Below are 17,341 nucleotides of genomic sequence, written 5' to 3' on the forward strand. Positions count from 1 at the left end.
TGTCATACGGATTCCGTCTGTTTCGCCCTCCACCCGGAAGGACGCCGCCCCTGCCAATTCCACGCCCGGAACCCCTTTCCCTCCTACTCGCATCCGCTCGGATTGAGTGGCTTACAAAGCCATTCAATCGGAGTCCGTATCAGGCGGGTGCCACCACGAACGCCGCGCTGTCGTAGTACGTGTGGAACGCCGTGACCTTCCCGCCGCTCAGTTCGATCAGGCTGACGCCCCGGTATTCCACCGGATGCCCGCCCCGAAGCTGCCCGGAAGCCGTCCACTCCATGACGCCCAGCCCGCCTGCCTCGTGGCTGTGCGTGAACTCGCTGCGGATCTCCTCGAAGTTCCCCAGGTACGTGTCCCAGAAGGCCTGCGCACCTGCCTCGCCTTCCCAGGTCTGCTGCGTCAGGTTGCGCAGGGTCACGTCCGGCGCGTGCAGCGCCAGCAGCGCGGTCACGTCGCCCGTCGCCTCGGCCTGCTGTAACGCCGCCATGAACGCCTGCGTGGTGGTCTGCCCGTCCGTCTGCTGATCGTTCGTCATGCACCCACCAGACCACCCCGCCGCGCCGCACCCCGTAACAAGACCCACCGAGCCAACGCCACGTGAACACATGTCGCGCCGCATGAGCGCCAGCCCACGGCACGCTGAACCCCCGCAAGCAGAAACCCCCACGCGGGGTGGGGGTCTGTTCTGGTGGATCGTGTAGGAATCGAACCTACAACCCGCTGATTAAGAGTCAGCTGCTCTGCCAATTGAGCTAACGATCCAGAGCGAGGGGAAGTATACGGGCAGGTGCGCGTCCTGTCAAGCCGGGTTCAGGGCGTGAGGGCCAGCAGCTGCGCCCGGACGTGTCCGGCGAGGTACAGGCTGCCGGTCACGAGCAGGGTGCCGCCGGGCGGGGTGAGGGTCAGGGCGCGGGTCAGGGCGGCCGTCATGTCGGAGGTGGCCTCGCCGCCGTGCGCTTCGGCGAGTTCCTGCGGGGGGGTGGCGAGGTCGCCGGGCGCGGTGAACACCCGCTGCCGGGTCAGGGGGAGCAGCGGGGCCAGGGTGGCGGCGGTGTCCTTGCGGGCCAGATTCCCGAACAGCAGCGTGTGGACCGGGGTGCCGCGCAGCGCGTCGGCCAGGGCGCGGGTGGCGTGCGGGTTGTGCGCCCCGTCGATCAGGACCGTGCGGCCGTCCACCTGAAAGCGTTCCAGGCGGGCGGGGTGCGCCGCGTTCAGGGCGGCGTCCACGCCCGGCCCGTACCCGAGGGTGCGGAGGGTCGCGGCGGCCAGCGCGGCGTTGCGGTGCTGGTGCAGTCCTTCCAGGCGGGGTGGGCGCGGCAGCGCGAACAGGGTGGGGTGGGTGTCCGGGGTCAGCAGGGGCGCCCCGGCCTGCGCGGCGGCAGCGGTGATCACGGTCAGGGCTGCGCCGGTCGCGGTGGTCAGCAGGGGCACGCCGGGCTGGGCCGCCCCGGCCTTGTCGGCGGCGATGGCTTCCACGGTGCCGCCCAGCACGCCCACGTGGTCCAGGTCCACGTTCGTGATGACGGTCGCGGCCACGCGCGTCAGGGCCTGCGTGGCGTCGCTGCGGCCGCCCACTCCGGCCTCCATCACGGCGACCCCCACGCCCGCCCGCGCGAACTCCTGGCAGGCGAGGGCCAGCGTCAGGTCGAAGAACGCCGCGTCCGGCGCGCTGGCCTGCGCCCACGCGATGAACGCGGCGGTGCGGTCGGGCGGGAGGTTGGCGCCGTTCACGCGCACGCGCTCCTCGAAGTGCGTCAGGTGCGGACTGGTGAAGCGGCCCACCGGCACGCCCGAGGCGATCAGGCCCGCCTCCAGCATGGCGCAGGTGCTGCCCTTGCCGTTAGTGCCGATCACCCGGACGCTCTGAAACGCCTGTTGCGGGTCGCCCAGCTGCGCCAGCAGCGCCGCCGCGCCGTGCGGTCCGCGCGCCCGGCCCGCGCGGGTCCGGGAGTACAGCCAGTCGTAGTCCGGGCGGATGGGGGAGGAGCGGGCGGGGTCGTCGTCGTGCGCGGCGTTCACCCGTGCAGGCTAGCGCGCCCGGCCCGGACAGGGGGAAGCGCGGACCCGGCCGGGCCGGGTAGGATGCGGGCCGTGAACGATCTTGCAGTCCAGGCCGCCCCCCGGGTGGGCGTCGTGATGGGAAGCCGCAGTGATTTCGAGACGATGCAGGGCGCGCTGGACGTCCTGCGGGACCTGGGCGTGCCGTACGAGGTGCGGGTCCTGTCCGCGCACCGCACCCCGGCGCTGCTGCCCACGTACGGCGCGCGGGCCGAGCGCCTGAACTTCACGTGCATCATCGCCGGGGCGGGCGGCGCGGCGCACCTGCCGGGCATGCTGGCGGCGTTCACGCGCGTGCCCGTGCTGGGCGTGCCCGTGCAGTCCCGCGCCCTGAGCGGGCAGGACAGCCTGCTGAGCATCGTGCAGATGCCCGCCGGGGTGCCCGTGGCGACCTTCGCGATCGGCGCGGCAGGCGCGAAGAACGCCGCGCTGTTCGCCGCCGCGATGCTCGCCACGACCGACGAGGCGGTGCGCGCCCGCCTGGACGCCTTCCGCGCCGCGCAGACGCAGGGCGTGCTGGACGACCCCCACTTCGACGGGCACCCGCAGGCGGGCGAGGCATGACCACACCGACATCCGGCACCACACTGGGGCGTGACCTGACGCTGGGCATCCTGGGGGGCGGGCAGCTGGCGCAGATGCTCGCGCTGGCCGCCATTCCGCTGGGCGTGCGCGTGACCGTGCTGGAACCCGACCCGCAGGCCCCGGCGCGCCTGTGCGCCCGGCACCTGCACGCCCCGTACACCGACCCGGCCGGGCTGGACGAACTGGCCGCGTGCGACGCCGTGACGCTGGAATTCGAGAACATCCCGGTCGAGGCGCTGGCCGCGCTGGAGGGCCGCGTGCCGGTCCGCCCGGCGGGGTCCCTGCTGGCCCGCAGCAAGCACCGCGCCCGCGAGAAACAGGCCCTGCGGGACGCCGGGGCCACCACCGCGCCCTTCGAGATCATCGAGGCGGAAGGCGACCTGAACGGCGCGCTGGAGCGGGTCGGCGGGCGCGGCATCCTGAAGACCAGCGAACTCGGGTACGACGGCAAGGGACAGGCCCGCGTGAACACGGACGCCGAAGCGCGCGCCGCCTGGGCGGAACTGGGCCGCGTGCCGTGCGTGCTGGAGGGCTTCGTGCCCTTCGAGCGCGAGGTGAGCCTCGCCGTGGCGCGCACGCCGTCCGGGCAGGTGGCGTTCGGGCCGCTGGTCGAGAACGTCCACAGAGGCGGCATCCTGCGGACCAGCGTGTACCCCGCCCACGTCCCGGACGGCACCGCAGCCCGCGCCCGCGAACTGGCCCGCGCGGTCGCGGACGCCTGGAACCTGGAGGGGCTGATCACCCTGGAGTTCTTCGTGCTGCCCGGCGGCGACTTGCTGGTCAACGAGGTCGCGCCGCGCGTGCACAACAGCGGGCACCTCACGCAGGACGGCGGCGGGATCAGCCAGTTCGAGGCGCAGGTGCGCGCCGTGCTGGGCCTCCCGCTGAGCGACTGGGCGCCGCTGCACCCCACCGCCATGCTGAACGTCGTCGGCGTGGACGGCCCGGACGGGCAGCCCCTGGAACCCGACTGGGCCGCCATCGATGCCGTGAGCGGCACACGCGTTCACCTGTACCACAAGGCGCACCGGCACGGGCGGAAGGTGGGGCACGTGAACCTCGTCGCGCCCGACGCGCCGCAGCTGCGCGCCAACCTGGCCCGGCTGGAGGCACTGATTCCCTGACGGCCCAACGACAGCCCAGACCCTGACCGCCCAGGCCAGCTGACGCGCCGCTGACGGCCCCCGGAACCTCAAGGTCACCGGTAGTGGTGGTAAACGCGTTGCCAAGCCGGATTTCACGGCCCGGCGCGCGGCGCGCCCTACGCTGGGGGCATGAACCGCGCCCTGCTCTCCCTGCTGACCCTGTCGCTGGCCGCCAGCGCCCACGCCCAGGACGGCCCGTCCGACAGGCCCTTCAAGCTGATCTTCCGCACCACCGAACCCCGCATCCAGAAGGGCGAACTGCACCAGGACCCCATCATCAAATCCTGGGTGATTCCCGCTGAAGGCATCGCCGCCAGCCGCAAGTACGACAAGCTCAGCACCACCTTCACGCCGATCCTGGACCGCATCGAGCAGACCCTGAACGCCCGCGCGCCCAGAAACGCCATCTTCCGGAACGTGAAGGGCAGCTGGGTCGCGCAGGGCCAGACCGGCTGGACCTTCGACCGGGCCGCCACCAGCCATAACCTGTACGTCGCCATTCAGGGCGGCAAGGACAGCGCCGAGGTGGCCTTCAAACGCACCGAACCGGGCCGCAGCGCCGAGGTACTCGCGCGGCGGGGCGTGCTGTGGCACGTCGCCACCGGCCAGAGCAGCTACGCCGGCAGCCCGGACTTCCGCGAGAAGAACATCCTGGTCGGCGCGGCCAAACTGGACAACATGTTCGTCGCGCCAGGAGAGGAATTCGACTTCAACAAGTCCATCGGCGAGATCGACGCCAGCACCGGCTTCGTGAAGGGCTTCGTGATCAGCGGCGGCACCCTGACCAAGGAGGACGGCGGCGGCATCTGCCAGGTCAGCACCACCGTGTTCCGCGCGCTGTACCAGGCGGGCCTGCCCATCACGGAACGCCACGAGCACAGCCACCGCGTGTCGTACTACGATCCCGTCGGGTACGAGGCGACCGTGTACGCCCCGCAGAAGAACCTGCGCATGAAGAACGACACCGGCAAGCACATCTTCATCCAGGCCAGCTGGAACCGCGCCGACCAGACCCTGCGCTTCGACGTGTTCGGCGCGAACACCGGCCGCGAGGTCACGGTCAGCCGGCCCGTCGTGACCGACTTCAAGGCCCCCGCCGACCCCAGTTACACCCCCGACGACCGCGTCGCCCTGGGCGGACAGCGGCAACTGGACCAGCCGGTGCAGGGCATGACCAGCGTCATCGAACGCACCATCAAGGTGGGCGGCAAGACCATCAGCAGCGACACCCTGAAAAGCGTGTATAAACCCTGGGGCGCCGTGTACGGCGTGAACCCCAATGACCCCCGCCTGAACCGCTGAGTACACTGCGTTTATCTTGTAGATAAACCGCGCGGAGCGCGTAGCAGAGGAAGGACGTTGAAGCGGGAATGGAGAGATTCCGGCGATTTCCCGGAATCTCGCAATGTTAGCTTCAACGTCCTTAAGCGGGCCGTGCCCCGCTGCGGTTTCCTACACCCGGTGTATGCGAAATTTCGTGTCGTCCGCGCGCCGGGCGCGGTAGGGTGGGCGGGTGATCCTGACAACACTGGCAATGGGACTGGTGGGCGGCGCGGCGGCGCTGACCGTGACAAGTCGGCTGTTCAGGCGCGCGGCCCGGCGCGGCGCGCCCACCGCCCCCGCAGGCGCCACCCGGCGCGACGGCGCGCAGGACGTGTACTGGGAAGCGCGGCTGCTGGCCGCCTGCCGCGGCAACCACGCCGCGCTGGAACGCCGCGTGAACAGCAAGGCCCGTCAGTTTCCGGGGCTGAAACGCTGGCAGCTGATGAGACTGGCGTACCTGGAACTCACCGAGCGCCGCCCATCGGGTCGCTCGGTACCCATCCGCTGAGCGCGCAGCCGACCGTACATCCGCCTGGGCATCTGGCCGGGCACTGACGGCCTGCGGTAGGTCATCCGGCTGGTGGTGTGCCCCGCCGCGCGGCCACTACACTGCCGGGCATGGTGACTGCCGAAGCCCTGAATGCCGTTCCCGCCGAACTGCGCACCGACCGCCTGCTGCTGCGCCGCCCCGACCCGGCCGACGCCCGCGCGCTGGTGGGGGCCGTGAACGCCTCGCTGCCCGAATTGCAGCGCTGGATGCACTGGGCGCAGCACCCCATGACCGAGGACGCCTCGCGCGAGAACCTGCGCTCGGCCGCCGAGAAATTCGACACGCGCGAGAACCTGCGCTACCACGTCTGGGACGCCAGCGGCACCGAACTGATCGGCAGCAGCGGCTACCACGCCCTGAACTGGCTGATTCCGCGCGGCGAGATCGGGTACTGGATCGCCACGCCGCACACCGGGCGCGGCTATGCCCGCGAGGTCGCGCAGGCCCTGACGGACCTCGCCCTGAACACCCTGCGCCTGCGCCGCCTGGAGATCCGCTGCGACCCGCAGAACGAACGCAGCGCCCGCATTCCCGCCGCGCTGGGGTACACCCTGGACGCCCACCTCGTGAACGACGACGTGGACCCCCGCGACCACACGCGCCTGCGTGACACGCTGGTGTTCTCGAAAGTGCAGTGACGCCAGCTCAGGGCGTGATGTGCCCGCAGAGGACGCTCAGGGCGTGATGCGTGTGCCGGCCTCGCCCCGCGTGGCGGCGGCCAGCACCCCGGCCTGCATGCCGCTGGCGATCACCGCGAACGGCGCGCCCCGGTCCAGGGCGTCCAGCGCGGCCCGCACCTTGGGGATCATGCCGCCCGCAATCCAGCCCTGCGCGACGCCCTCCTCGACCTCGGCGCGGGTGAGGGTCGCGGCGCGGCTGGCCGGGTCGGGGTAGGCGCGGTACACGCCGTCCACGTCCGTCAGGAACACGATGCCGTCGTTCAGGGCGCCCGCCACGGCTCCGGCGGCGGTGTCGGCGTTCACGTTCAGTGCCTCGCCGTCCGGGCCGAGTGCCACGCAGCCCAGCACGGGCGTGATCCCGGCGCCCAGCAGCGTGCGGAGCAGCGCGGCGTTCACGCCGGTCACGCGGCCCACGCGGCCCAGGTCGGGGTCCAGCACCTCGGCGCGCAGCAGGGCACTGTCGCGGCCCATCAGGCCCACGGCGGCCCCCACGTCCTGCGAGAGCTGCTTGTTCAGCTGGCACAGCGCCATCTCGACCACGTCCATGGCCTGCGGGGTGGTCACGCGCAGCCCGCCCCGGAATTCACTGGTCACGCCGCGCGCCGCGAGTTCCCGCTCGATGACCGGGCCGCCTCCGTGCACGACCACCACCGGGTACTCGGCGCGCAGCGCGGCAATCTCGGCGGCAACGGCGCGCCGCAGGTCCAGGCTTTTCATGGCATTCCCGCCGTACTTGACGATCACGCACAGAGTGTACGGCGTGGGGTGTACGGCGTGGCACCAGGAGGCCGCGAACGTCAGTGCCGGGGCAGGGTCTGCCGCGGGAGGGTCTGCCGGGGCAGAGTCACCGCACCAGGTTCAGCGGGTCGGATTCCGGCGTGCGGCGCGGCGGGCCGGACAGCGGCTTGGCGTACCAGGTCATGACCGGGCGGGCGTCCAGCGCGAACGAGTACCCCTGACGTTCCCAGAAACGTGCGCCGCGCGGGTTGTTGCCCAGCACGCTCGCCAGGATGCGGGTCGTGCCCGGTGGGGCGTGCGTTTCGAGGTGCCGGACGACCTGTTCACCCAGGCCCTGCGACTGCCGGTCCTCGCGGATCAGCAGCAGGTTGATGGTCAGGTCACCGGGTTCCGGGTAGTCGCGTTTGCAGTCCAGACTGCCGACCAGTTCGCCCTGGTCGTCATGCACGAGTTCCATGGAACGGCGCGGGTCAAGCAGCGCAATTTCGACGTCCCGCTGCACCTCGCTCAGGGACGGCACGCGCGCACTGATCAGGTCGAAATACCCGGGCGCGGACGTGTACAGACGGTGAAGCAGCGGCGCGTGGTGCAGCGCCAGCGGCGTAACGTTCAAGGTAAAGCCTCCCATCCGGCAGGGCGGGCGAGTGAATGGATGATTCGGATGCCGGTCTGCCCCAGTGTACCGCGCGCCCGCCGGACCCCGGTGAACGCCGCCGCCGGGGGAATTCAGCGCAGGTTCACCCTGCGGGGGAAGGGCGTGCGCTACCCTGCGGGGATGACCGGTTTCACCCCCACCCCTGGCTTCTACGCCGCCCGACTGGCCCGGCCCGGCGCGGTCCTGGCTCCCATGGCCGGGTACAGTGACGCGCCCCTGCGGCAACTCGCGGCCGAGCAGGGCGCCCTGTGGACCGTCAGCGAGATGATCAGCGCGCGCGGCCTGATGGGCGGCGGCGACACCGAGAAACTCAACCTGGGCCGCCCCTACCCCGGCGAGCAGGAACGCGTGGTGCAGCTGTTCGGCGCGGAAAGCGACGTGCTGGCCGCCGCCGTCGCGCGGGCCGAGGCGTGGTTCGCGCCCGCCGCCATCGACCTGAACATGGGTTGCCCCGTTCCCAAGATCCGCGGGAAGGGCGGCGCGTGCCTGCTCCAGACGCCCGAAGTCGCGTACGAACTGGTCAGCGCCATGCGGCAGGCCACGAGCCTGGACGTGAGCGCCAAGATCCGCCTCGGGTGGGATCACGACCGCAGCGTGGAAGTCGCGCAGGGCCTGGAGGCCGCCGGGGCCGCCCTGATCACCGTGCACGGCCGCACCAGCGCCCAGCGGTACACCGGGCAGGCCGACTGGGACGCCATCGCGCGCGTGGCGGCCAGCGTGCGCGTGCCCGTGGTAGGCAGCGGCGACATCCTGACTCCGGCCCAGGCGCGCGAGCGGCAACGGACCGGCGTGGCCGCCGTGATGATCGGGCGCGGCGCCGTCGGGAATCCCTGGATCTTCCGGGCGCTCGCCAGCGGCCAGGACGAACTGCCCGGCGCGCAGGACCGCGCCCGCACCGCCCTGCGGCACGCCGAGTTGCAGACCCGCTTCTACGACGACGACACGGGCCGCCTGACGCTGCGCCCGCTGCGCAAGGTGCTGCCGAAGTACCTGCCGGACTACCCGGAACTGCGGGACGAACTGGTGCAGGTCGTGACGGTCGAGGACGTGCGGCGCGTGCTGCGGCCCCTGCTGGAAGGCGACGCGCCGTCCGGGAACGCCGCGGGTGACCCTGCGGGCATGACGGACAGCCCGAACGGGTATACTGTGGGTCATTCATGAACGTCCGCGAGTACTACTCCTACCTGTCCGCCGCACGAGCCCAGCTGTGGAACTTCCTGCGGGCCCTGCCGCCCGCCGATCTCGACCGCGACCTGATCGACAGCGGTGACCGGTTCCACAACATCAAGGACCTGCTGCTGCACGTCACGGACGTCGAGGACCACTGGATTCACGGTGTCGTGCTGAGCGACAGCGTCCACCAGCGGTACCCGCACGACTGGGTGCGCCCGCAGGCCACGCAGTACGACCTGAACTGGATCCTGGAGTACAGCCGGGAAGTCAGCGGCCGCACCGCCGCGTTCCTGGACAGCGACCCGGACCTGAACCGCAGCGTGAAACTGGTGCAGGACGACCCGGCCAGCGACACCGTCACGCTGGACCAGCTGCTGTGGAACGTCATGACCCACGAGGTCCGGCACACCGCGCAGATCGCCCTGATGATCCGCCAGCTGGGCCACACGCCCCCCTGGCTGGACTACATGCGCTTCGCGCGCCCGCAGGTCACGCCCGGACAGGCCAGCGCAGATGCGACAGACCTCGACGCCGCCGACCCCGACGCTGCCGACCCCGACAGCGACGACCTGTAACGCCCGGCCGTCCTACCGGGTCCGCACGCGCAGCGCCGCCCCTCTATCAGAGGGGCGGCGCTGCGCCTTGCAGGATCAGCCGCGCATGATTGTGCGGACTCCGATTGAATGGCTTATAAAGCCGCTGGGTCCGAGCGAAGCGAGTAGCAGCAAAACGCGTCTCCGGACGTGGAGTTGACAGATCGGTGGTGTTCCGGTCTGTCAGCGAAATAAACGGAACCCGTATTACCAATGGAGCGGACGTTGTTCAAGCGCCAGAGGGGAAAAGCATGGAACACGTCTTCTGTAACGCCATTCCTGCTCACCCCCTCCCAGCCTCCCCCCTCAAGGGGGAGGGGTAAACACTACGTGTTCATCGCTGGTCTGCCCTGAAGTTAAGAACCTGTTGATTACAGGATGCGCTGTCCCAGCAGGCTGGCGGCCATGCCGACCATGACCTCGGCCGTCTGGTTGCGGGTATCCAGGATGGGATTGACTTCCACGATGTCCATGCTGGTCACGCGGCCCGATTCGCTCAGGAGTTCCATCAGCAGGTGACCCTCGCGGTAGGTCAGGCCGCCGGGCACGGGCGTGCCCACGCCGGGGCACACGCTGGGGTCCAGGGCGTCCGCGTCGAACGACACGTGCAGGCGGCTCAGGTGCCCCAGGCGTTCCATGGTTTCCTCGTGAATGCGGGTCATGCCCAGCTGGTCCACGTCCTTCATGGTGTAGGCCTTCACGCCGGCCTCGCGCATCAGGTCACGCTCGTAGGTGTCGACGCTGCGGATGCCGATCATGACGATGTCCTCGGGGCGCATGTGCCAGTCGCCGCCCAGGCCGGTCAGGCGCGGGTCGCCCCGCCCGGTCAGCGCCGCGACCGGCATGCCGTGAATGTTCCCGCTGGGACTGCTCTGGGGCGTGTTGTAGTCGGTGTGCGCGTCCACCCAGATCAGGCCCGTGCGTTCACCGGCCGGGTTGCCGCGCAGGGCGTTGCCGGTCACGGTGCCCATGCTGACGCTGTGATCGCCGCCCAGCGTCAGCGGGAAGGTCCCGGCCGGCAGCGCGGCGACCTGTTCGGCGGCGGCGCGGCAGGCGTCCAGGATCGGGTCGAGGAACACCAGTCCGCCTTCCTCGTGCTTGTCGATGCTTTCGGGCAGCGCCACGCGCACGTCCCCGAGGTCCGTGACGCTGTGCCCCAGGTCACGCAGCGCGCGGCTCAGGTGGGCGTTCCGCAGGGCGCTGGGGCCCATGTCCACGCCGCGTCGCCCGGCGCCGAGATCCATGGGAATACCGAGAATCGAGATGTTCATGCACCCAGCTTAAGGGTCGCTGCGGGGTATGCCTTGCGGCTGCAACATTATTTTCAGCTTGCGTGACCCAGTCGCGCCCCGCGAGTATTCAGGTGAATATTCATGCTCCGCAGATCCGGTGCGTGGCCTTCAGGTGTGCGCCCAGAGGCTCAGCGGGCCGTCCTGGTCGCTGTGGCCGCTGCCGACCAGCCGGAACCCCAGTTTCTGCACCACCCGGCTGCTGGCGGGGTTCGAGGTGGCCGTCTGTGCGGTCACGGTCACCACGCCCGCCGCGTGCAGGTGCGCCACCAGCGCGCCCACCGCCTCGGTCGCGTAGCCCCGCCCGCGCGCCTCCGGGGTCAGGCCGTACCCGATCTGCTGCTCGCCCTGTCCGTTCACGCCGCCCAGCACGCCCAGTTGCCCCAGCGCGGTCAGGTTGCCCCGGTGAACCGCGATGAACGTGCCGTCCATCTCGCCCTGCCCGGCGTTCAGGTCAGCCAGCAGCGCCGGGAGCAGCGGCAGCGCGTCCCCCGGCCATTCCGGCGGGAAGTACACGTCCTGCATGCCGTCCGGGGTGGGCAGCGGGCACACGAACCCGGCGCCTTCCAGGCGGCGTGCCATCACGGCGCGGGTCAGGGGCAGCAGAAGTAAACGGGGACTCAAGAGCGCAGGCACCGCACCAGCGTACTCTGGATGGCCAGCCCCCCGGACGGCCGGGACGCGCCGGGCTAGACTCGGGGTCATCCTCCCGCCCGGCCCGCGCCGACGGCCACCTGTGTTCAGGCGCGCTGGCGTCACCTTCCGCCCCACCTTTGAGCATTCATGACCCAGGCGACCCCAGACCCCCACCACCCACCAGCTTCCGAACCGCTCGGGAAACGCCTGATGCTCCTGGCGGATTTCGTGCATCCGTTCGTGTACCGCGAGGGCTTCCCGCAGGGCGTGCCGCCGGTCGATGCGGTCCTGGCCGCCGGTGACCTGCCGGGCTACTACCTGGAATTCCTGGCGACCAAGATGACGGTCCCGGTCATCTACGTGCACGGCAACCACGAGAACGAATTCGTGACCGAGGGTGAACGCCGCGTACCGCCGAGGGGCGTGATCGCCGCGCACGGCCGCGTGGTCGAGGAAGCCGGGCTGCGTGTCGCCGGGTGGGGCGGCGCGCCCCGCTACCGCGAGAAGGGCCACGGGCAGTACACGGACACGCAGGCCCGCGTGGGACTGGCGCAACTGGCGTGGCGCGCCCGGCGCGGCGTGGACGTGCTGCTCACGCACGCGCCGCCCACCGGGCCGCACGCCGGAACGGACTTCGCGCACCGGGGCTGCGAGTCCATCACGCGCTTCATGACCCGGCGGCACCCGCGGCTGGTCGTGCACGGCCACATTCACGAGTACGAGGGAAAGAAGGTCGAGTACACCGACCCGGTCAGCGGCGCGCGGGTCGTGAACGCCTACGGGTACCGCCTGCTGGACCTGTAGCGCGGCGAGGTCCGCAGCCCCGGTGCGCGAAGTACCGGACCTGCAGCACTGGGCCTACAGTGCCGGACCTGCAGCACCGGACCTGCAGTGCGCAACCGTGAGGACAGTCACGCTGAATGCGGTCTGGCACGCAATTTTACTTAAGGCCGGGTGTACGTCTGGCACATGCAGCCCTGACAGACGCGCGGCATACTTCAGTCCGGCCTGGTGAGGTCGCACGCGCAGAACGTCCCCAGCGGAACGGGCAGCGCCGGGCGATCAGGCCAGAGGGAGACGCCCACCTCTTCACCAACGGGCGCGCGAGCGGGCCAAGGCAGGCAGCAGGCGGGTTCGAGTCCCACCACCCGCACCCAGCAGGAACAGGCCGGTTCAACTCCGGGGCACGACAGGTCACGCGCAGGACACACAGGCCGGACCTACAGACAGGACACACCACGTTGGCGTTTCACGCGCGGTCAGGGCGATTCATCCCTGGCCGCGCGCGTTCATGGGCGGCCCCGCTATGCTGTGGCGCATGCCCCTGCCTGCCGCTGCCCTGCCCGCTGCTGCCCAGCGTGCCCGCACGGCGCGTCCGGGCGGGTGGGCCGCCACGCTGGCCGTCAGTGCCCTGCTCTGCCTGACCGGAGTGACCGGCGCGGCCGGGCGCGTGAACCCGGCGCCGCCCGGCACGCTGACCCTGACCTTCGCGCTGCGGGACTTCCTGCTGAACCGCGAGGCGCCCAACCGACTGACCCTGACCACCCCCTGGAGCACGCACGAGGGCGTCCTGAGCGGCGCGCCGCACCCGGACCCGGCCCGCCGCGCCTACTACGCCCGGCCCGCCCCGCTGCGCTGGCCGCTGCTGGCCCCGGCAGGCACGCGGCCCGGCCCCTACCCGGCGCGGGTGGCGGGGCAACTGTTCACCTGCGCGGTCAGCGGCGGAACGTGCTCGGTGCGGGCCGTGACGCTGCCCGTGACGCTGCGGGTGCAGCCGGACGGGCGCGTGCAGCCGCTCGGCGTGCAACTGGACGACCCGGCGCTGCGCGGCGCTCCGCTGCGACTGCGTCCCTGAATGCCCGCCCCCACCGGGCGCCGCGTTCCGGATCCCGGCGGAATCCGGGTGGCCTGGGCGGAGGTAGTCTGGGCGGATGAAGTCCGTTCCCGCTGCCGGTCCCACCGAACCCATCTCGAACGAGCCCACCTCGAACGAACTCATCTCGAACGCCGCGCGCCTGCGGGCCTTTCACGCGGCCATCGGTGAGCGCCCCGTTCCCGCGCCCACCGTGCCGGACGGAACGCTGCTGGCCCTGCGCCGCACCCTGATCCGCGAGGAATTTCAGGAGGTCGAGACCGAGTTCGCCCTGCTCGAGGCCCGCGTGCAGGCCGGTGAGGCCGTCCCTGCCGAGGACCTGACGCCGCTGGCGCACGAACTGGTGGACCTGCTGTACGTCACGTACGGCGCGCTGGACCGTCTGGGCGTGAACGCCGACGCGGTATTCGCCGAGGTGCACCGCGCGAACATGAACAAGGTGTCCGGCCCGCTGCGCGCCGACGGCAAGATCCTCAAGCCCGAGGGCTGGCAACCGGCCGACGTGCGCCGCGTCCTGCGTGAACAGCTGACCCCCGCGACGCCTGATACGGACTCGGATGGAAGGGGCTGCAAGGACCCTTCCATCCGAGCGGATGCGACTCGTGGAGCTGCCCCGCAGAGGAGGAGAAAAGCGGGTTCCGGGTTGTCGGCGAAACAGACGGCAGTCCGTATGACTCTCGGAGGCGCACTGTCAGGGGCGCGCTGTCAGGGGCGCAGGGAAAGGGAAGAGGCCCGCACCGGCACAGGCGGATGCGGGCCTCTTCAGGGTCTGCGGGTGATGACCTTCAGGACGCTGGTCTTCAGAACGGCGTTTCGTCGTCGGTGGGTGCGGGGGCCGGGGCGGGGCGCGGCGCGGGCCGGGCGGCCTGTTGCGGGGCCTGCTGGGCAGCCGGGCGGGTGCCGGGCGCGGCGGCCTGCGGGGCGGGACGGCTGGCCTGGGTGGGTTGCGTGCCCTGCCGGGGGGTGGCGTAGCGTTCCTGGCGTTTGCCGCCCCGGAAGATGGCCAGCGTCACGTACTCGAATTCGCCGTCGGATTTCTCGCGGACGTGGTCGGGGTCGGTGCTTTTCGCGCCGCGTGAGTACTTCACGGCGGCCGGGAGTTTCATCTTGCGGCTGTCCACGGCGTCCAGTTCGCGGCGGCGGTAGGCGTGTCCGCGGTGAATGACGAGTTCCTCGCCGTCGGGGCTGGTCCACTTGCGGGCGCCGATCAGGGTCCAGTCGAAGTCCGCCTCGTTTTCCAGGGGGAACTGGTAGCCGCCGCTGGGAACGTCGCCGCTGGTCCAGCCGAGGCGGCCGTACTGGCGCTGGATGTCCAGCAGCTGGGCGGGGTTTTCGACGTCGACGGTGACGCGGGCGCCCAGGTCGGTGGTGAATTCGATGTGCAGCATGTGGACTCCTTGAGTGGGTGGCAGGAGGCGGCGGGAGATAGCCCGTCGCTTCTTATGTAAATAACATAACACGGTGGCCCGGCTTACGCCACCCCCGGCCCGTTCACCCGTCCTCAGCGTCCCCCGGCCGCCCCACCACCCTCGCGGCCACCCTCCCGCTGCGCGCCGCCCGTCACGCGCGCCAGCACGTAATGCGCCCGGTGACCGGCCCGCGCCAGATCCACCACCTCGTACCCGCGCGACAGGTACGTGCCCAGCACCTCACGCAGCGCGTCCCGCCACGCCCGCCGCACCGGCAACTCCAGCGTCTCGGGCCGGGTCGGCACCTCGACCAGCACCCGCGCGCCCGCCAGGTATAACCGCGCCGCGCCCGGCTCCTGCGCGCCGTCCAGCGCCTCCAGCGCCACCTGCCCGCGCGGCGGCGGCGCGGGACGCTCCGCGTGCGGGCGCGTCAGGTCCCACTCGATCAGCAGGCGGTCCGCCGGGAACGCCCCGGCCCGGTCGTCCTCCAGCGCGTACCAGTCCGGCAGGTACGTCCGGGCGACCGCGCCCAGTTTGCCCAGGTTCAGCCGCGCGTTGCGCGACACCAGCGGATCGAACGTCCAGGTCATGCGGGTCAGGCCCTGCGCCAGCGCCCGCTCACGCTGCGCGAGTTTCAGCGCGACCGCCAGCCCCGTGCCCCGCCACGCCGGATGCACCGCCAGCAGGTGAGAGTGATGCCAGACCTCCGCGCCGCGCAGCGCCGGGAACCCGAACGCCAGCCCCACCGGCACCAGACTGGCCGGATCCTCCGGCGGCAACTTCGCGTACCCGCCCAGCACGATCCCGCCCGTCACGGCACTGATACGGAACATCGTGCCGGGCAGCACCTCCCGGTCCGGGTAACCCCACGCGCTCACCTGCACCCGCTCCAGCGCCCGGAACGCCCAGGGGTCCGTCACCTCGCGGATCACGAACGGCCGCACGTGCCCGCCCTCGGCCATGCGCTCAGTCGTCCGCCCGGTGGTTGGGCCGGTGGACGGGCCGGCTGTCTGGTCCGCGCCGCCCTCCGGCCCGACGCCCGGCACCTGCTCGTCTGGATCACGGTCACGCGGATCACGGCCGCCCTGGTCGCCGTCGTGCGCCGGGAGCATCAGCCGCGCTGCTCCTCGTGCAGTTCGCTGACGCTCGCCAGGAACGCCCGGTTCAGGGTCACGCCCGTGCCCGCTCCCGCCGGAACAGGCATCAGGCCGTCCTCGGCTTCCAGCGGCTCGTTGATCAGGTCGGTCTCCCAGTACCGGCTGCCGCTGCTGGTATCGCCGGGCAGCGTGAAGTTCGGCAGGGTCGACAGGTGAATGTTGTGCGCCCGCCCGACCCCGCTTTCCAGCATCCCGCCGCACCACACGGGCGCGCCGAATGCCTGCGCCACGTCATGCACGCGCCGCGCCTCGGCATGCCCGCCCACCCGCGCGACCTTCACGTTAATCACGCCGCCCGCCCGGATCGCCAGTCCCTTGCGGGCGTCCTGGGCGCTGGTCACGCTCTCGTCCAGGCACAGCGGCGTGCTCAGCTGGCGTTGCAGTTCGGCGTGATCCAGCAGGTCGTCCCAGGCCAGCGGCTGCTCGATGTACGTCAGGTCGAAGGCGTCCAGGGCGCGCAGGCGGCCGGCGTCCGCCAGGGTGTAGGCGCTGTTGGCGTCCACGGTCAGGCGGATGTCCGGGAAGGCCTCGCGGGTCGCGCGGACCGGCTGCACGTCCCAGCCGGGCTTGATCTTCAACTTGATGCGGCGGTACCCCTGCTCCACGTGGCGGCGCACGACATCCACCGTGGCGGCCTCGTCCGGCTGGATGCCCAGGCTCACGCCGACCTCCACGCGGTCCTTCCGGCCGCCCAGCAGGGTGCCCAGCGGCACGCCCAGTTGCCGCGCCCACAGGTCCCAGGCGGCCATCTCGACCATGGCGCGCGCCATGCGGTTCCCCCTGAACGACCCCAGTGCGTCGTTCAGCGCCTCGGGATTCGCGAAACTCTGGCCGATCACGCGCGGCAGGAACACGTCACGCAGCAACCCCAGCGCGCCCGTGATGGTCTCCTCGCGGTACATCGGCGCGCGTTCCATGGTGCCCTCGGACACGCCCTGCACGCCGTCACCGTGCAGCACCAGCAGCGGCACGACCTTGTCGGTCTGCACCCCGAAACTCGTCTCGAAGCGGAACTTCAGGGGAAGACGGGCAACGATCAGTTCGGCAGCTTCGATTTTGAACATGCCCCCAGTATGCGCGGCCGCGACTGGGCAGCGGCGCGCGTGCAGCGGGACGCAGGAAGTTCGGAGTGGCCCGTGCCGCAACGGGCCGGGGACATGAACGGGGGAGAGGGGGCTGGGGCCTGCTGCGACCGCATCCTGCAACCCGCGCCCCAGGCGCGTTTCCCGGAGGATCAAGCGAGTCTCTGGGCAGAGGTGTTGACAGATGCGGCGCTGGCCTGTATCTTTTCTGAGCCTCAAGCGAGGCGGGAAGCATGACAGGCGAAGAGATGTGAGAACAGGACAGTCCGACAGGACTGTGCGAGCGGAACACCACCCCGGTGTTCTCCAGAATCGCAAAAACCGACCGAAGTCCTTTCGGGGATGAAGTCAAAACGGTACTCAATGAGTACAGCCATGCGCAAGCAAGGCAT

At 70.9% G+C, this 17,341-nt stretch carries 18 protein-coding genes, 1 tRNA gene and 1 pseudogene; 10 read left to right on the plus strand and 10 right to left on the minus strand.

Features of this window, described 5'->3' with window-relative positions; genetic code table 11:
* Window positions 1–139: 139 nt before the first annotated feature.
* From IEY70_RS17640 to IEY70_RS17650, 3 genes are all read right to left on the minus strand, one after another.
* Window positions 140–538, minus strand: a complete 399-nt coding sequence (locus IEY70_RS17640) for a nuclear transport factor 2 family protein (RefSeq protein ID WP_189066347.1) — start codon at window positions 536–538, stop codon at window positions 140–142.
* Window positions 539–689: 151 nt separating this feature from the next.
* A tRNA-Lys gene (locus IEY70_RS17645) sits at window positions 690–765 on the minus strand.
* A gap of 48 nt (window positions 766–813) precedes the next feature.
* Window positions 814–2,022, minus strand: coding sequence for a bifunctional folylpolyglutamate synthase/dihydrofolate synthase (locus IEY70_RS17650; RefSeq protein ID WP_229778037.1), 1,209 nt, complete (start codon window positions 2,020–2,022; stop codon window positions 814–816).
* A gap of 63 nt (window positions 2,023–2,085) precedes the next feature.
* On the opposite strand from IEY70_RS17650, the gene purE reads away from it, so the two are divergent.
* The 5 genes from purE to IEY70_RS17675 all read left to right on the plus strand — a co-directional run bounded on the left by purE (window position 2,086) and on the right by IEY70_RS17675 (window position 6,302).
* Window positions 2,086–2,625: a 5-(carboxyamino)imidazole ribonucleotide mutase gene (purE, locus tag IEY70_RS17655; RefSeq protein WP_189066348.1), complete on the plus strand. Its 540-nt coding sequence runs from the start codon at window positions 2,086–2,088 to the stop codon at window positions 2,623–2,625.
* Window positions 2,622–3,770, plus strand: a complete 1,149-nt coding sequence (purK, locus tag IEY70_RS17660) for a 5-(carboxyamino)imidazole ribonucleotide synthase (RefSeq protein ID WP_189066349.1) — start codon at window positions 2,622–2,624, stop codon at window positions 3,768–3,770. Before purE ends, purK begins: the two co-directional genes overlap by 4 nt.
* A gap of 150 nt (window positions 3,771–3,920) precedes the next feature.
* On the plus strand, window positions 3,921–5,093 hold the full coding sequence (locus IEY70_RS17665; RefSeq protein ID WP_189066350.1) for a VanW family protein: 1,173 nt from the start codon (window positions 3,921–3,923) through the stop codon (window positions 5,091–5,093).
* 211 nt (window positions 5,094–5,304) lie between these two features.
* The gene (locus tag IEY70_RS17670; protein WP_189066351.1) at window positions 5,305–5,622 is read left to right on the plus strand and encodes a hypothetical protein; all 318 of its coding nucleotides are present in this window, start codon (window positions 5,305–5,307) and stop codon (window positions 5,620–5,622) included.
* A gap of 110 nt (window positions 5,623–5,732) precedes the next feature.
* Window positions 5,733–6,302: a GNAT family N-acetyltransferase gene (locus IEY70_RS17675; RefSeq protein WP_189066352.1), complete on the plus strand. Its 570-nt coding sequence runs from the start codon at window positions 5,733–5,735 to the stop codon at window positions 6,300–6,302.
* 36 nt (window positions 6,303–6,338) lie between these two features.
* On the opposite strand, the gene argB is transcribed toward IEY70_RS17675, so the two are convergent.
* Together argB and IEY70_RS17685 are read right to left on the minus strand one after the other, a co-directional pair.
* A complete protein-coding gene (gene argB, locus IEY70_RS17680; protein ID WP_189066353.1) occupies window positions 6,339–7,088 on the minus strand; it encodes an acetylglutamate kinase in 750 nt (249 codons plus the stop codon).
* A gap of 100 nt (window positions 7,089–7,188) precedes the next feature.
* Complete coding sequence (locus tag IEY70_RS17685; protein ID WP_189066354.1) at window positions 7,189–7,695, minus strand: GNAT family N-acetyltransferase; 507 nt, start codon at window positions 7,693–7,695, stop codon at window positions 7,189–7,191.
* Window positions 7,696–7,857: 162 nt separating this feature from the next.
* Between IEY70_RS17685 and IEY70_RS17690 the strand changes: the two genes are divergently transcribed.
* Both IEY70_RS17690 and IEY70_RS17695 read left to right on the plus strand, forming a co-directional pair.
* Entirely contained in the window at window positions 7,858–8,898 is a 1,041-nt protein-coding gene (locus IEY70_RS17690) for a tRNA dihydrouridine synthase (RefSeq protein ID WP_229778038.1), read from the plus strand.
* The gene (locus IEY70_RS17695; protein WP_189066355.1) at window positions 8,895–9,485 is read left to right on the plus strand and encodes a DinB family protein; all 591 of its coding nucleotides are present in this window, start codon (window positions 8,895–8,897) and stop codon (window positions 9,483–9,485) included. Before IEY70_RS17690 ends, IEY70_RS17695 begins: the two co-directional genes overlap by 4 nt.
* Window positions 9,486–9,874: 389 nt before the next feature.
* On the opposite strand, the gene rocF is transcribed toward IEY70_RS17695, so the two are convergent.
* Both rocF and IEY70_RS17705 read right to left on the minus strand, forming a co-directional pair.
* Entirely contained in the window at window positions 9,875–10,774 is a 900-nt protein-coding gene (gene rocF, locus IEY70_RS17700; protein ID WP_189066356.1) for an arginase, read from the minus strand.
* A gap of 129 nt (window positions 10,775–10,903) precedes the next feature.
* Window positions 10,904–11,428, minus strand: coding sequence for a GNAT family N-acetyltransferase (locus tag IEY70_RS17705; protein ID WP_229778039.1), 525 nt, complete (start codon window positions 11,426–11,428; stop codon window positions 10,904–10,906).
* Window positions 11,429–11,575: 147 nt separating this feature from the next.
* Here IEY70_RS17705 and IEY70_RS17710 point away from each other — a divergent pair, with 147 nt between their 5' ends.
* The 3 genes and pseudogenes from IEY70_RS17710 to IEY70_RS17720 form a co-directional block, all read left to right on the plus strand.
* Window positions 11,576–12,232, plus strand: coding sequence for a metallophosphoesterase family protein (locus tag IEY70_RS17710; RefSeq protein WP_229778041.1), 657 nt, complete (start codon window positions 11,576–11,578; stop codon window positions 12,230–12,232).
* A gap of 514 nt (window positions 12,233–12,746) precedes the next feature.
* Entirely contained in the window at window positions 12,747–13,283 is a 537-nt protein-coding gene (locus IEY70_RS17715) for a hypothetical protein (RefSeq protein ID WP_189066357.1), read from the plus strand.
* 76 nt (window positions 13,284–13,359) lie between these two features.
* A pseudogene (locus IEY70_RS17720) lies at window positions 13,360–13,719 on the plus strand (pyrophosphohydrolase domain-containing protein); the annotation flags it as partial.
* Window positions 13,720–14,101: 382 nt separating this feature from the next.
* Here the strand turns inward: IEY70_RS17720 and IEY70_RS17725 are convergent.
* The 3 genes from IEY70_RS17725 to menC form a co-directional block, all read right to left on the minus strand.
* On the minus strand, window positions 14,102–14,689 hold the full coding sequence (locus IEY70_RS17725) for a single-stranded DNA-binding protein (protein ID WP_189066358.1): 588 nt from the start codon (window positions 14,687–14,689) through the stop codon (window positions 14,102–14,104).
* A gap of 113 nt (window positions 14,690–14,802) precedes the next feature.
* Entirely contained in the window at window positions 14,803–15,672 is an 870-nt protein-coding gene (locus tag IEY70_RS17730; RefSeq protein WP_229778045.1) for an acyl-CoA acyltransferase, read from the minus strand.
* Between the two features lie 149 nt (window positions 15,673–15,821).
* The gene (gene menC, locus IEY70_RS17735) at window positions 15,822–16,931 is read right to left on the minus strand and encodes an o-succinylbenzoate synthase (protein WP_189066359.1); all 1,110 of its coding nucleotides are present in this window, start codon (window positions 16,929–16,931) and stop codon (window positions 15,822–15,824) included.
* Window positions 16,932–17,341: the final 410 nt, after the last annotated feature.

The sequence above is a fragment of the Deinococcus seoulensis genome (assembly GCF_014648115.1).
Classification (GTDB): Bacteria; Deinococcota; Deinococci; order Deinococcales; family Deinococcaceae; genus Deinococcus; species Deinococcus seoulensis.